Source organism: Pseudomonas sp. AGC41 (assembly GCF_057334555.1).
Genome location: NZ_JBHFJB010000022.1, coordinates 1 through 15,213 on the forward strand (window position 1 = coordinate 1; position 15,213 = coordinate 15,213).

11 protein-coding genes and 1 pseudogene are annotated in these 15,213 nt (G+C 60.0%); 8 read left to right on the forward strand and 4 right to left on the reverse strand.

The features are described 5' to 3' along the window. A partial coding sequence (locus tag ACE04F_RS02770) for a hypothetical protein (RefSeq protein ID WP_486104667.1) occupies positions 1-193 on the forward strand: 193 nt, incomplete at its 5' end. On the opposite strand, the gene ACE04F_RS02775 is transcribed toward ACE04F_RS02770, so the two are convergent. The 4 genes and pseudogenes from ACE04F_RS02775 to ACE04F_RS02790 form a co-directional block, all read right to left on the reverse strand. Continuing rightward, positions 190-2,355, reverse strand: coding sequence for a glycosyltransferase (locus ACE04F_RS02775; RefSeq protein WP_486104976.1), 2,166 nt, complete (start codon positions 2,353-2,355; stop codon positions 190-192). The two genes, ACE04F_RS02770 and ACE04F_RS02775, sit on opposite strands and share 4 nt — an antisense overlap. Beyond that, positions 2,348-3,034 (reverse strand): 2OG-Fe(II) oxygenase, encoded by a 687-nt coding sequence (locus ACE04F_RS02780; RefSeq protein ID WP_486104669.1) that lies wholly within the window; start codon positions 3,032-3,034, stop codon positions 2,348-2,350. Before ACE04F_RS02780 ends, ACE04F_RS02775 begins: the two co-directional genes overlap by 8 nt. Further along, on the reverse strand, positions 3,028-4,548 hold the full coding sequence (locus tag ACE04F_RS02785; RefSeq protein WP_486104978.1) for a polysaccharide pyruvyl transferase family protein: 1,521 nt from the start codon (positions 4,546-4,548) through the stop codon (positions 3,028-3,030). Before ACE04F_RS02785 ends, ACE04F_RS02780 begins: the two co-directional genes overlap by 7 nt. Next, a pseudogene (locus tag ACE04F_RS02790) lies at positions 4,525-5,751 on the reverse strand (ABC transporter ATP-binding protein); the annotation flags it as partial. The pseudogene ACE04F_RS02790 and the gene ACE04F_RS02785, both read right to left, overlap by 24 nt. Before the next feature lie 182 nt (positions 5,752-5,933). Here ACE04F_RS02790 and ACE04F_RS02795 point away from each other — a divergent pair. The 7 genes from ACE04F_RS02795 to ACE04F_RS02825 form a co-directional block, all read left to right on the forward strand. Then, the gene (locus ACE04F_RS02795) at positions 5,934-6,752 is read left to right on the forward strand and encodes an ABC transporter permease (RefSeq protein WP_486104671.1); all 819 of its coding nucleotides are present in this window, start codon (positions 5,934-5,936) and stop codon (positions 6,750-6,752) included. A gap of 147 nt (positions 6,753-6,899) precedes the next feature. Then, positions 6,900-9,350: a glycosyltransferase gene (locus ACE04F_RS02800; RefSeq protein ID WP_486104673.1), complete on the forward strand. Its 2,451-nt coding sequence runs from the start codon at positions 6,900-6,902 to the stop codon at positions 9,348-9,350. 221 nt (positions 9,351-9,571) lie between these two features. Further along, the gene (locus ACE04F_RS02805) at positions 9,572-11,980 is read left to right on the forward strand and encodes a phospholipid carrier-dependent glycosyltransferase (RefSeq protein ID WP_486104675.1); all 2,409 of its coding nucleotides are present in this window, start codon (positions 9,572-9,574) and stop codon (positions 11,978-11,980) included. Positions 11,981-11,991: 11 nt separating this feature from the next. Then, positions 11,992-13,011: a glycosyltransferase family 2 protein gene (locus tag ACE04F_RS02810; protein WP_486104677.1), complete on the forward strand. Its 1,020-nt coding sequence runs from the start codon at positions 11,992-11,994 to the stop codon at positions 13,009-13,011. Positions 13,012-13,211: 200 nt separating this feature from the next. Beyond that, positions 13,212-13,790: a class I SAM-dependent methyltransferase gene (locus ACE04F_RS02815; RefSeq protein WP_486104679.1), complete on the forward strand. Its 579-nt coding sequence runs from the start codon at positions 13,212-13,214 to the stop codon at positions 13,788-13,790. Further along, entirely contained in the window at positions 13,787-14,200 is a 414-nt protein-coding gene (locus ACE04F_RS02820) for a GtrA family protein (RefSeq protein ID WP_486104681.1), read from the forward strand. Before ACE04F_RS02815 ends, ACE04F_RS02820 begins: the two co-directional genes overlap by 4 nt. Next, positions 14,197-15,213 (forward strand): SDR family oxidoreductase (locus ACE04F_RS02825; RefSeq protein WP_486104683.1); only part of this gene is annotated, 1,017 nt, incomplete at its 3' end. The genes ACE04F_RS02820 and ACE04F_RS02825, both read left to right, overlap by 4 nt.

Genomic DNA, 15,213 nt, shown 5'->3' on the forward strand with positions numbered 1-15,213 from the left:
CCATGGCGGCGTGTCAATCAACGAAGATATTGGATGGGCCGGCCATTTCGCGAGCAGGCTCGCTCCCACAGAGGGGATGCGGCGTAGATGCATTTTGCGGCTGCCGAAAATTCAATGTGCTAGCGAGCTTGCTGGCGATGGCGGTGTTACCGGCGACGAGGATGTCGAGGGTGATGGCCTTATCCCGACCTAGCCCTTCCCATCCTTTGCCGCGCCGGGCTCGTCGCGATGTACGTGGGCTTGCCACGTCCCCCACTTGCTTTCGAAGTACGCCTGATTTTTATCCCAGAGCGCCTGATATTCGCCGCTGGCGATCAGCTTCCTGAACGAGGCCTGCCCGTAGTGATGGATAAACGCATCTTCGGCGCAGACCGTCCGGTAGCCGGCAGCCTGGACGCGGCGGCTGTAGTCATCGTCCTCGAACAACCCGATACCGAACGCTTCATCCAGATACCCCACCTCATCGAAGGTGGTTCGGCGAAAGGCGACACAAAACATTGCGAGCATGGAGATATCGAACGACTGCCCTTTACGGGCTTCGGTGTAGTGGTCTGCAAACGCTTGCATCTGTTGGATGTCGGTATAGGAAATCTCGATCTTCGCTTCGTTTCCTACCGCATTCGTGACCGGCCCGACCAGGCCGATACTCGGATCGCGCAAATGCCTGACCAGCGGATCGAGCCAACCGCCCGGCACCACCGTGTCGTTATTGAGCAAGAGCAGGACGTCGCCGTCGGCCTCTCGTAAACCCTGGTTATTCGCCGCAGCGAAGCCCCGGTTGTCCGGGTTGAGGATGATCTTCGTGGGCGGTACCTCGCGGCCCAGGCGTGCAAGATAGTCTTGCGTACCATCGTTCGAGCCGTTGTCGACGACAATCAGCTGGTAATTGGGCCAGGTAGTATTACGCAGAATGCTGTTTACACATTGAATCGTCAGATTGAGGTTGTTGTGCGTCACGACCACAATGGAGACTTTCTCGTACAGCCCGACGATAGCAAGTTGCATGCTATTAAATCGATCCTTCCAATCGTTGGCCCGCGCCAGCTCCACGCGCCGCTTGTAAAGGGCCAGATCGCGCTCGGCCAGGGCACGCTCGATCTGCGCGATGAACTCATCGACTCCGGTTGCGAAGTACAACAGGTCCTTGTAGATGGCGATCTCCGCCAGTGGCGTGGAGATCACCGGCTTGCCGGCGCTGATGTACTCGTAGAACTTCACCGGATCGACCGCATGGGTCACGTTGTAGAGTCTGAAGGGAATCAGGCACGCATCGAAATGATCCAGGTACAGCGGCATGTCGGTGTACGGTTTGCGGCCCAGCAAACGCACGTTGGGCTTGTGCTCGAGCCCCGCCAGGTCCTCGACGAAAATATCCCCCACCAGGATGAAATTCCACGTCGGCCGCCGGTCCGCCAACGCCGCTAGCAGTGGATAATCGAGCCATTCAGCCAAGGCGCCGTAATAGCCAATCACCGGGCCGACCAGCCCGCTCAGCACATCATTGGTAAAACAATGCTGATGGAAAAAAGCGAAATCCACCGCGTTTCGTACCAGCACGCAGCGAGGGTTATGGGCGCACCATTTCTGGTAAAGCAACGCCGCGGAAACGGTCACCAGATCGGCCTGGGCAATCAGCGTCTTTTCCTCGCTCAGCAGTTGTTCGCCGATGTTCGGAAAACCATCCCAGTCATCCATGCAGTCATAGTGAATGTGCCAGCCATGCAGCGTACGCAGGCTCAGTACTACAGGACTCCAGTAAGCGATATGCACCACCGAGAGGGCGGTTCTGATCTGCATATCGGCGACCAACGCAGCGATGGCACGCAATAAAGCCTGGTGGTTCTCGGGCGTCACTATCTTTTCGTAATAGGCCATTTGCACATCGCGATGCAGCGCCACCTCGAAGAGGTTGGACGCCACTGAGGTCACCCGATAAAGCTGTCCCTGCTCCGGCACACTGGAAGGAACGATATAAAACACCCGATAACCATTGCTCGCGAACTGGCTCATCAGCTGCTGTGGTCGCTGGTAGCGCGCGGCCCAGTCGATATTGGCGAAGCAGAGAATATCCAGCTGCCCTCTGCTGGCGAAATCCGCTTGTACCTCAACCTTCGGCAACGGTTCCGGCGCTGCCGGGTAGACGATTGCCGGGGGCGTTTCGGGAAACTCCCGGGTGGCGGCAAACCCATAACGCAGCACTCGGAACAGCGTACGCAGTGGCCGGGTGAAACGCCACGAACGGGTGTTTTGCAGGAAGTCGACTTTCGCCAGCGCGGTATCGCGCTCATTGACGGCCGCATCTCGCTGAGCCAAGGCGGCGTCCCGGTCGATCAAGCTGCTGTCAGGCTCAAGCATGCGGGTACCGATGCAGCGGCGTGCTGTCATCCGGCGGCCACATGGAACTGCACGAGCCCGGCCGATAGAACGTTGCGGTCAGGCTGCGACGGGAAGAATGGCAGCCGCTGACCACGGGCGTGACGGCATGCCAGGAATTATCCGAGCGTACCAGGATCGCTGAATTACCCACCAGGGGCTCGATCTCGGCCGCCACTGCGCTGGGATCGTTGCGGTGCAGGATATTCAGGCAACCGCCGTCGTTGCGGTCCCAGGATTCATTGAAATAGAGGATATGGGTGACCAGTTTATCGGGCAGGTCCGGATGGGCACCCAGGCTCGCACCGGGACCGTAATGAAAGACATTGACCTCCATCGGCACGCTGCGCAGATCGATTCCGGTCATTTGCGACATGGCTTCGCGATAACCAGCCGAGCCAAGATCCTGCGCCAGCCGCAACCATGCCTCGCTCAGCTCCTGCGCAAAAGCGACGCTATCGGTGCCCATGCCCAGCAAGGCACGAGCCTCGTAGTCGTAGTTTTTTTCGCCGCCATAACCACTCACCGTCTTGAAATGATCATGAGGAAAGGTCGCCGCCAACGCGGCGGCATCCTCGGTCGAGTACAGGTTGCCAATTTCAGCCCATGAGAACGGTTGATGCTTTAGCGCCGCTGGCGTGAGACGAGAGAGATCTAGCATTGTCGGTTCTTGTTCGCTGTCAGGTTTCTGATACCACGGGCGATGGAACGCAGTGGCGCGGTCATGCGGAAAGAATTGGAATTTTGCAGCTCACACATCCTCGCATCGCTGCGGGCCAGTTGCTCACGGAGCTGGACGATCCGTTGCTGTTGGGCAAGCTCCCGTGCTGCCAGTTCCTGCGCGGGTTCGTTGATCTGCGGCACAGGCATGACCGGACTCACCGGCGATTCAGCCGGCACTGGGTCGCACGTCTCGGCCGCGGCTTCGAGCAGATTCGGCAGGTGCTGCAGAAAAGCCCCCAGCACCGGCTGCGACGCGGTTTTACCTTGGCGAATGATCTCAGCGACCCGGTCCCAATGCTCCACCAACTGGTCCGCCGCCGCACGCGCCGCGGGCGATGCACGGGTCTTGCCCACGCGGGCGAGGAACCATTGCGGATCGACCGTCGCGACGTTCGGCAACGCATGCAGCGTGTCGAACCCAGCCAGCGCCGTGTACTTGCCCGTGGTCAGGTCCGCCGAGCAAAACACCGGCACGCCAAACGCCAGGGCGGTGATCGCCAGGTGATAGCTATGGCCGATCACCGCTTGGGCCTGGCTGAGAATTTCGGCCATCAGCAACGGCTCCGGCCAGAACGGCAACGTGATGGCCCCAGGCAGGCGCCCGGCAATGACTGACGGATCGTCACCCAGGACCGGGCCAATCGGCACCACCAGGAACTGGTAGCTCTGGAACGCCTCGGGGTGGTCTTCGAACAGTTTTACAAAGGACTCCACCACATGGATGGCGTGGATCACGATGTACGGTCCGGTCAGCCCGGCGTGCTCGCGCAGGCGAACAAAATCGGCCGAGGGCCGCTGCTCATCGATCAGGCGCGGCAAGCCGAACGCGGTGTCGGGCAGCACTTCGATCTCGACTTGCTGGCTGAGCGCGCCGAGGGTATCGCGCGACAGGGCATCACGGACGCGCACGTACCGGCTCTGCTCGAGGGCCATCGTCAATAACGGCCTGGCCCAATCGGGGATACTGTTGCAATGCATCCCCGGTGCATTCCACATGACCGGAACCGCATGCTGCAGCGCGATGAGCGCGGGGGTCAGCCAATAACCGGTAGGGTGATGAATGTCGGCGGTGGTCGGACCGTAGCCATGGGCAACGACTTTATCGAATCGGATCAGGAAACCACCGCCAATCAATACGCCATCCAGGCTTGCCGCTACAGCGGGCAGTTCTGTCAGCGACGTCACCGCATAGGGCCATTCGGGTGGGGTTTTCCCGTGATAGGAAAACCGCTGCAGATTGACCGAACCCAAGCGCCGGGCCAGCTCCGCCTCGGCGATGATCGGGAACAGCAGGTCACCATAGTTTTCTACGTCGAAGGTGCCGAAGATAGCCACCTGCCACGTGCGCTGATCCAGGTGTTCCGCCAGGTCCTTCTCTGCTGGAATCCCGCAGGTCTTGGGAAACGACTCGGTCGTTCGCGGTTCAACGCTGTGCAATCCCAGGTCAACCATGCCCAGGAAATGCTTGTGGCTGGGCAACATGTCGAACGCCAAGGGCGCGACTTGTTTCTCGATCAGTTGCGAGGTGTCTTCCGTCGCGCCATGCAACAGCTTGAGCGTGACGTGGTAACGCCCCTCGGCGAGGTTAGCCGGGAAGCGCACCGTGATGGCCGTACGCCGCCAGCCGTTTTCGACCGGCCCCGGTTGCAGGGCGAAGTTGCCCCCGCCGATCACCAACAGCCTCGCCTCTTGAATGGTGAAGCTGATGTTGGGTTGAGTGATCGACTCATGCAGTAGCGCTTCGACGCGAATCTCGATGTCGTCGCCATACAGGTAACTCGACGAAAGCTGCTGGGTGTTGGTGAAGCAGGCAGCGCTGATGTGGCCCTCCCCGGTTCCAAAGGCCATCCCCTGCTGACCGCCAATAAAGGACTTTTGTGTAACCGGTACGGCCCCGCCACTGGCCCAGCGACGTTGCTCGTCACGCATGTCGAGCAAGTGCAACTCGGCCATTTCATCGGGTGAGCCGCTGGCAACGACGCGGCCTGCGCGCAGATAGATGACCCGGTGGCAAAACCGTTTGACCATGCTCATGTCGTGGGAGACGAACAGCAGCGTGGTGCCTTTGGCAGCCAGCTCTTCCAGCCGGTTCAGGCATTTGAATTGAAACGATGCATCGCCAACGGAGAGGGCCTCGTCGACGATCAGGATCTCCGGTTCCACACAGACCGAAACGGCGAACGCCAGCCGTACCAGCATCCCGCTGGAATAGATTTTGGTGGGCTGGTCGATGAAGTCGCCGATGTTGGCGAAGGCGATGATGTCATCGAAGCGTGCGTCGATTTCCGCGCGGCTCAAACCCAGCACCGCCGCGTTCACATAGACGTTCTCGCGGCCGCTGAACTCCGGATTGAAGCCCGACCCGAGCTCAAGCAACGCCGCAATCCGGCCATGCCCGCGGACACTGCCCCGGGTCGGCATCAACGTTCCGCAGATCAGCTGCAACAAGGTGGATTTGCCACTGCCGTTACGGCCGATGATGCCGACGGTCTCCCCCCTTGCGATGGTCAGGGAAACATCGTCCAGGGCCCAGAACTCGCGGTAGAAACGCTTCCTGCCGCGCACCAGCATCTGCAACAGGCGGTCCTTGGGTGCATCGTAGATCTGATAACACTTGCTCAGGTTCTCGGCGCTTATGGCCACTTCAAACGACATCGGCAAAGCCCTTCCATGAATCACGACCATTAGCGGCGCTACTGAATCAGTCCTTCGCTGGGCACTGCCAATGAGTTAAGCACAGATGAGGAAAAAAACTTCGAATGCCCTGAACTTGGCCTACCCTCCATGAGGACGCGATTCAACGAGCGTCGAATTATCGTCTTGAGGCCCCCGTACCGATGCAGTCGTTTAGCACGTCCCCTGCCACCATGATCAAGAGTGTGCTGGTCAATCGAATCCTGATCTACGTGTTGATCCGCAGGGAGATCATCGGTCGTTACAAAGGTTCGATGCTTGGTATCCTATGGTCGTTCTTCACCCCCGCGTTCATGCTGGTTGTGTACACGTTCGTCTTCAGTGTTGTCTTCAAGGCCCGCTGGTCGGGTGGTGGTGAGTCCAAGAGCGAATTCGCCCTGGTGCTGTTCGCAGGCTTGCTGGTGTTCAACCTGTTTTCCGAATGCCTGAGCCGCGCGCCGGGCCTGGTGCTGGCTAATACCAATTACGTCAAGAAGATCGTGTTCCCGCTGGAAACCCTGCCGATGGTGTCGCTCGGCGCGGCGCTGTTCCACATGGCGGTCAGCATTCTGGCCTGGCTGATCTTCTATATCGTCCTGTTCGGAACCCCTCCGATAACCGCGCTCCTGCTGCCATTGGTGCTGTTTCCGTTGGTGTTGTTAACCCTGGGGATCTCCTGGTTTCTCGCCTCGATAAGCGTATACCTGCGCGACATTGGCCAGTTCATCGGCATTGTCATTACAGCGATGCTGTTTCTCTCGCCGATTTTTTATCCCCTCTCGATACTTCCGCAAAGCTATCAGGCCGCGTTGCAGGCCAACCCCCTGACGCTGCCGGTGGAAATGGTTCGTGACGTACTGTTCTGGGGGAGGCCGCCGCAATGGGCGCACCTGGCGATTTATTCTGCCGTTTCCTTGCTGATTGCCTGTGCCGGATTTGCCTGGTTCCAGAGGACACGCAAAGGCTTTGCCGATGTCATATGAGCCTATCGAAGTGGCGCGTCGTCCAGCAGCCGCTAAGATGATTAATGGCCCGGCTGGAGCCTGGGCCTGTCTGGTAATTGAAGTCGACAACGATCCTGAAAGACCCCGGGGTGCGTTGCCGTAATGACCAAGGAACCGGAAGAACGCATGGATCAGATCAACCATCTTGTCGATCGCATTGACCAACTGACTCGCTCTACACAGTCCAGATCCATTGAAGCCTTGCAGTTGGTCAAGGAAATCGACAATCGAGATCGCCTGATCAAACAACTGAACCTGGGCTCACAAGCGCTTCGCGCTCGCCTGTCACTTCAAGAAGGCAAGGCCGGGCGATTGCACGAGCAATTGCAGGTGACCGAACGGCGCCTCAGGGACACCCAGGCGTTACTCCGGGCAAAAGAACGCCAAGCGGTAGAGCTGTCGGATTGGGCGGTGGATTTACGCGCACAACTGGCGGCGAAACAGACTGAGCTGTTCAAGCTTTCTGACTGGGGCAACGCCATCGAACGTGCACCGCTGCGTTATTCGATACGCAAGCAGCTGTATAAATTATCGCGGCGGATCTACGCCTGGTTGCCGCTCCCGGCACATCGGAAAAGCAGGCTGGCCCAGCGGCTTCGAAGCTGGTTGAAACGCACCGGGGCGACACCCGGCGAATCATCGGCGCCCCCAAGCCTCGTGCTCCTGCAACCCCTGCCACCACCGATTGACCTTGCCGTGCCATCCAGTCACGGGCAGCCGATGATCCTGATGTTCGGTGTAATCGACTGGCACTTTCGCATCCAGCGGCCACAAAACCTGGCCAAGGAATTGGCCCGGGCGGGACAAACGACGTTTTATATTTCCAACCACTTTATCGACGATGACGCTCCTGGCTTCGAGGCGGAGCGCCTGGAAAGCTCCGAGCGGCTGTTCCAGATCCGTTTCAAGGTGCGCGGCGCACCGGCCATTTATCACGCCCCGCCGTCAGCCGCAGCGATCCGTCAGTTGTGCCAGGGCCTGGCCATGTTGCTGGACGCGGCGAACGGCGGTGCCGCGGACTGCATCGTCCAGCACGCCTACTGGTTCCCGCTGGCAAGACGTGTCCCCAACGCCACGTTGGTCTATGACTGCATGGATCATCATGAAGGTTTCGGCAATGTTGCCCAGGAGCTGCTCGACCTGGAAATCGCCTTGATGCGCCGGGCCGATCTACTGGTGGCGACTTCCGACTGGATCGAACAACACGGCAAGCGGGAAAACCGCAACGTAGAGGTGATCCGCAACGCCTGCGAATACGGTTTCTTCAGCCAACGTCCCGACAAGATCTACCGCGACCCGGCCAACAGAAAGATCATCGGCTACTACGGCGTCATCGCCGAATGGTTCGACCTGGAACTGGTCAAGCGCGTCGCCCAGTCCTTCCCGCAGCATCTGATCCTGTTGATCGGCAGCGATATCGTCCAGGCGAAAAAATATTTCAAGGCCTGCCCGAATGTGGTCCTGGAGGGCGAAGTCCCGTATGCCTCCCTGCCCTACTACCTCTACGCCATGGATGTTTGCCTGCTCCCGTTCAAGGTCATGCCCCTGACGCTCGCCACCAATCCGGTCAAGGTCTATGAATACCTGAGTGCGGGAAAACCGGTGGTCTCGGTGAAACTGCCGGAGTTGAGCCAGTTCGGCAAACTGGTCTGGACGGTCGAACAGCCGACTGAGTTCATCTCGGCCATACGCGGTGTACTCGACGCTCTGCCAGAGGTCGGCGCAACACCAAAGGCGCGTCAATCGTTCGCCCAGGGCCAGACCTGGCAGCATCGGGCCGCCAGCCTGCGCAAGGCCATCGCGACGTTACCCGTGGCAAAGGTCAGCGTCGTGGTGTTGACCTACAACAACCTCGAACTGACCAAGGCCTGCCTCGACAGCCTGCTGACCCAGAGCCAGTACCCGAACCTTGAAATCATCGTTGTCGATAACCGCTCCAGCGACCAGACCCCGGCCTATCTCACAGCCTGGGCCGAGGGACATCCCGAGCGGATTGTCATCCTCAATCCAGACAACAAGGGATTCGCCGCAGGTAACAACCAGGGCCTCGCAGCGGCCAGTGGCGACTATCTGGTCATCCTGAACAACGACACGGTCGTCACCGCCGGCTGGATCAAGGGTTTGATCCGTCATCTGAAAGACCACAAGGAAATCGGCATCATCGGCCCGATCACCAACAACATCGGCAACGAAGCCAAAGTCAGCACCCGTTATGGCCGGATAGAAGACATGCCCGCCGAAGCCGCGCAAATGACCCGGTCCCGCATGGGCGAGTGGTTCGAGATCAACACCCTGGCGTTTTTCTGCGTGATGTTGCCGCGTTCGACCTACGAGCAGATCGGCGGTCTGTGCGAGGAGTACGGCCTGGGGTTCTTCGAGGATGACGATTACTGCCGCCGCGTGCAGCGTCGCGGCCTGCGCGCGGCTTGCGCCGAAGACGTCTTCGTCCATCACCACCTGTCCGCCTCGTTCAACACCTTGGGTGCAAGGAAAAAACAGGCACTTTTCGAGAAGAACCGGGCGATCTACGAGAACAAATGGGGATCCTGGGTTCCGCACACATACCGAGATGTATAGGCCCCTCTTGGATGCAACGCGGGTTACGAGCGTTGACCAACCGTGGCGAGGGAGCTTGCTCCCGCGGGGCTGCGCAGCGGCCCTGAACCCGGCCACCGCAGCGTGCCAGGTAGGTTGCATTCAGCTTTTGGGGCTGCTGCGCAGCCCAGCGGGAGCAAGCTCCCTCGCCACAATGGATCGAGAAACGCCTTAAGCGAAGGTCCTTCAGCCGAGACGATATTTTGCCCAGATTCAGCCTGAAATACGCAGTGGTGCTGTTGGTTTTACTGGCGAGTACGGCGGTCGGCGTGTACGGTTTTTCGACGCTTGAACTGGCGTCCATGAACAGCAGTAGCCGCACGATACTGCTGTCAGTGGCAGTCCTGGCGGCCCTTACCGCCTTCACTCGCAAGCCGCCGATCATTCTTTGCCTTGGCCTGCTGGCGTGCCTGACCATTGCTTGCGCGCAGCTCTGGCCGCTGGTTGTCGTCGCGGTCTTCGCGCTGTCTGCCACCGTGCTCGGCCGGTGGCTGCTCAGGCAAGAAAATCCGGCCGACTGGAGCATCCATCTGCTGCTGGGCACCGGCACGTTCGGTACGCTGACAGGCCTGGCTGCGTATATGCCGATCAACTATCCCTGGCTGTATGGCGCGATGCTGGCAGTGCCGCTTGTACTGGGGCGCAAACAGGTCCTGTCGATAGGTCGCGAACTGCTGGCACAAATCCAGACCACCCGCTCGGCACATACGCCCCTGCAAACCGGGCTCGATGTACTGATTGGCGGGTTCGCCTGCCTCTACGTGCTGGTAGCCTTCATGCCGGAGGTCGGCCACGACGCCTTGGCCATGCACCTCTTCGTCCCTTCACACCTGGCCCAGCGGCACCAATGGTCGTTCGATGCCAACACCTATGTGTGGGCAGTCATGCCCATGCTGGCCGATTGGATCTATAGCATCGTCTATATGCTGGCGGGCGAAACGGCGTCACGCCTGAGCAACAGCGCATTCGCCTTGCTGGTGGCGTGGCAGATTCGCAACATGACCCTCTGGGCCGGGGGCTCCGCCACGAGCGCTCGCTGGGCAAGCCTGATCTTTCTGTCGACGCCCCTCGCCTTCGCTGAAAGCAGCAGCCTGCACATAGAATCGGCGTGGACTGCCTTCATGCTGGCCGGGACCCTGGCGATCCTGAAGGTCTCGGGCTTCACTGCGGATCCTCGAGAACGCCTGTCGCAACTGGTCCTGGCCGGTGTCCTGCTGGGCTTCGCCATGGCGACCAAGGCGGTGACGCTGAGTGTCCTGCCGGTCCTGCTGTTGGTCCTCTTGCTGCAGTACAAGGCCTGGGCCGTGAGAGGCATCGCCAAGACCCTCATGCTCGGCAGCGCCGGCCTGCTGCTGGCGGGTGCTACCCCTTACGTCTGTGCCGGGTACTTGACCGGTAACCCGGTGTTCCCGTTTTTCAACGGGGTTTTCCATTCGCCGCTCTGGCCGGACATGAACTTCGAACCGCCCGCCACTTTCGGTACCGGAATGACCTGGGACACCCTCTATCGAATGGTCTTCCAGTCGCCGCAGTTCATCGAGGGGCGGGTCGGCGCCGCGGGCTTCCAGTGGCTGCTGCTACCCACAGCGGCCGTCGCCGTGCTGCTGAGCGGCAACAAAAAGGCCCTCTATATCCTCCTGGTCGGCGCCGGCGCGATGTTCATGACGTTCCAGTCAACGGCCTACCTGCGTTATGTATTCCCCTCCTTCGCGCTGTTCTCGGTGATCCTCGCCCTGCCGTTTTCCGACGCCAGGGCCTTCCCCCGCGGCCTCGCCATCGCGGCCGGTGCCGTGTTGGTCCTGGCCAATACCCGCTTCATCCAGGCCGCGACTTACTATGGCGAAATCAAACCCTCGGCACTCTTGAGCCAGGCCGGTCGGGACGCCTTTTTGCTGGAGCGCCTGCCGATCCGGAAAATGGTCGACACCGTCAACGCCTTGAACAGCGGTTATCAGCCCGTGGCGGTTTTTGCGTCGCCCTTGATGGCGGGTTTGCGTGGCGATGCCCTTTACGCATCGTGGTACAACCTGAAGTGGAAGGGCGAATTCGACGCAGCGACCTCGCCAGCGGAGCTTACCCGGCGCTTGCGCCAGCGCCAGGTGAACTGGCTGGTGATCGACCTCAAGTCTCTTCCCCAGGCGCAACTCGACCGCCTGCTCGCCGTGTCCACGTCGTATTCCAGGCTGGGTAACCTGGACCTGCGCAAACTCAACGCCACCCACTACGAGCTCCTGCTCAATCCGGACCTGTCCAGCCTCGAGGGCTGGAACCTGCTGTCACCCTCGACCTATGACACCTTGCGCAAGATCCTCACCGTCAACGTCAACACACCCGCCACACAGCGCGTCGAAGTCACGCCGGGACTGACCTACATCAACAGTGTGTCCGCACGCTGCACGGAGGCAGCGACCACCGGAAGAATCCAGACCAACTGGATGGACGACCAAGGCAACTTCATCAGCACCAGCATCGAAACGTTTGATTGCACCACGCACTGGGAGACTCATGAGATGAGTGTCATTGCCCCGGCTAATGCCACGTCCGCGGTCATTTATGCGTCCGGGCATACCGACACTCCCCTGGAGTTCAAATCACTTTCATTCAGGCAATAGTTGGCGAATCGATGAACACAACAACAGCGATTTTCACGGATGAACTGCGCGTTGCCGTCGTCATCCCCAGCTATCGGGTCACCGCACACATCGGCGGCGTCATCGACGCCATCGGCCCCGAGGTCTGGCGCATCTATGTCATTGACGATGCCTGCCCGGACGGTTCAGGCGGGCATGTCCTGGCCTCCTGTAACGACCCCCGGGTCAAGGTGCTGCCCCATGACATCAACAAAGGTGTGGGGGGTGCGGTCATGACCGGCTATCGAGCAGCCCTCGCTGACGGCGCGAGTATCATCGTCAAAGTCGACGGCGACGGTCAGATGGACCCGACCCTGATTCCGCTGTTTATCGAGCCTATCCTGGCGGGTGAAGCCGACTACACCAAGGGCAATCGGTTTTTCGACCTGGAGGAAGTCCAGTCGATGCCGCGAATTCGTCTGTTCGGCAATGCCGTGTTGTCGTTGATGGCCAAACTGTCGACGGGCTACTGGGATCTGTTCGACCCGACCAACGGCTATACCGCGATTCACCGTGACGTCGCCAGGCTGCTGCCCCTGGACAAGGTCAGCCAACGCTATTTTTTCGAGACCGACATCCTGTTCCGCCTGAACACCGTGCGCGCCGTGGTGGTGGATATTCCGATGGAAGCCCGCTACGGCGATGAGGTCAGTCACCTGAAGATCTCGAAGATCGTCGGCGAATTCCTCTTCAAGCACCTGCGCAATTTCACCAAGCGCGTGCTCTACAACTACTACTTGCGCGACATGTCCCTGGCTTCGATCGAGCTGCCGATCGGCATCCTGATGTTCCTGTTCGGCGTCCTGTTCGGCAGTTACCACTGGTTCGAGTCGGCGCAGCATGGCGTCGCGACGCCAGCCGGCACCGTGATGCTCAGCGCATTGCCGATGCTCATGGGGCTGCAATTGATCATGGCGTTTCTCGGTTACGACATCGCCTCGGTACCCAACCGACCTCGGCATTCCAGGCGTAGGACCACTTCATTGCGGGAGGAAAAGTCATTAAGGCGCTAAGAGATTTTTTATCCGACCCGTCGCTCAAGACGCTGGATGTCGATGGCTGCGAACGCCTCGAACTTCACGGCAAAGTGCTTGAGCGCAAGCAAATGCTTCGGGACGTCTTCGTAGAGTTCCACCACGCGTTCCGTCGACTGGCAGACCGCTATTTCCAGGTCGGGGGTCTTGAGGTGGAGTTGGGAGCGGGCATCGCGCCCATGCGCGATTCGTACCCGGATGTATTGGCCACGGACGTTGTCGCGAGCGAGAAACTCGACATGGCGCTCGATGCCCAGGCAATGAGCCTGGACGATGATTCGGTGAGGGCCTTTTATGGCCAGAACTGTTTCCACCACTTTCCTCATCCCGAACGGTTTTTCACGGAGCTGGAAAGGACACTCAGGATCGGCGGCGGGGCCATTCTGATCGAGCCCTTTCACGGACCCTTTGCCGCGTTTCTCTATAAGCGCCTGTTCAAGTCCGAAGGCTTCGACATGCACTTCCGCTCTTGGACGACACCGGCGACCGGCCCCATGAACGGCGCCAACCAGGCCCTCAGCTACATCGTCTTCGTTCGCGACCGGCAGGCGTTCGAGCACAAGTACCCGGGCCTGGAGATCGTCCATCAGGAAATCTGTGGCAACTACCTGCGTTACCTGATTTCCGGCGGCCTGAACTTTCGTCAGCTGTTGCCTGACGTATTCATCCCTGTGCTCAAGGTCATCGAAAAACTGCTGTATCCGTTGCGCCGGATATTGGCCTTGCACCACATCGTGGTGATCCGGAGGACGTCTTGACCTTTATCCGATACGGCGCCATCCAACTTGTGGCCTATGGGTTGGACATGGGGACGTTTTTGCTGCTGCTCGCGCTATTCGATAATCAACCCGTGCTGGCCAACGTCGCCGGCAAAGTCGTGGCCGGGACGTTCGCGTTCTTTTCGCATCGGCATTTCACGTTCCAGTCGACAGGCGTCGGCAGCAAGGCTCAAGCGCTGCGCTATTTTTCATTGCTCGCCATTAATATTCCGCTCGCTTCGGCGCTGCTCAGCGCGGGGCTGTACCTCATCGACAACCCTGTCCCGGTGAAACTTGTCAGCGACGTGATCTGCGTGGCGCTGACCTACTGGATCAGCAAGCGGTTCGTGTTTCGTACCGATACGCACCCGCCGGCTCCCGCTGACCGAGCCGAAGGCGCACGACCATGAAGCTACTGATCACCGGCGCGACCGGCTACATCGGACTACGCTTGAGTGCTCTCGCGGCCACAAAGGGACACGAGGTCGTTTGCGCCACCCGCCAGCGGTGCCCCGCCACCTACGCCTGGCTGCCTTATGACCTGCGGGGCCCGGCGCCCGAATGCCCGGCCGGCACTCAGGCGCTGATCCATCTGGCGGCCGACACATCACCCGATACTGACACTAACGCGGACGCTGAAATAAACGCGGCCGTGGCGCTGATGGATTGCGCCCGACAAGACTCGGCCAGGTTCATCTTCATCTCCAGCCAAACCGCCGAGGCCACGGCCCCGAGCGTTTATGGCCGGACCAAGTGGCGTATCGAGCAGCATGTGCTTGCCGCCGGGGGGACCGTGATCCGCCCCGGGCAAGTGTACGGCGGTCCCGAATGCGGGCTCTTTGGTCTGTTGACCGGGCTGGTTCGCCGAAGCCCGTTCATTCCGATCCTCTTGCCGGCGCCTTGCGTGCAGCCCATCCATGTCGACGACCTCGCGGCCGCGATACTGGCCATCGCCGAGCGGGACGACACTCAGGGTGAGGTCCTCAAGCTGGGCGCCGTGAAACCGATTGCCTTTGGGCGCTTCCTGAGCGCCATTGCGACGCACCGGGTCCGCGCCGTTCGCATGCCAATCCCCCTGCCGGTGGCATTGCTCAGGCTGTTGCGGCTGATACTCGGACGATCCTTGAGCGGAAAACTGGGCGTGGAGCGGATCTTTTCCCTCCTTCATCTGCCGCCGATGGACAGCGAGCGTTGCCTGGAAAAACTCGGCATCGCGTTGCGCCCCCTTGCCCACGGCATGCATCGCTCCGGCCATGGGCAACGTCGAGGCCTGCTTCAGGAAGCGGCGGTGCTCTTGGGCTACCTGCTCAAATGCCCGCCGCAAAAAAGCCTGGTCAGGCGCTATGTCAGGGCACTGGAGCGTGCGGGCAAAAGCCGTCCCGTCGTTGATTCACGCCTGTTGATACGCTGGCCGATACTCTTG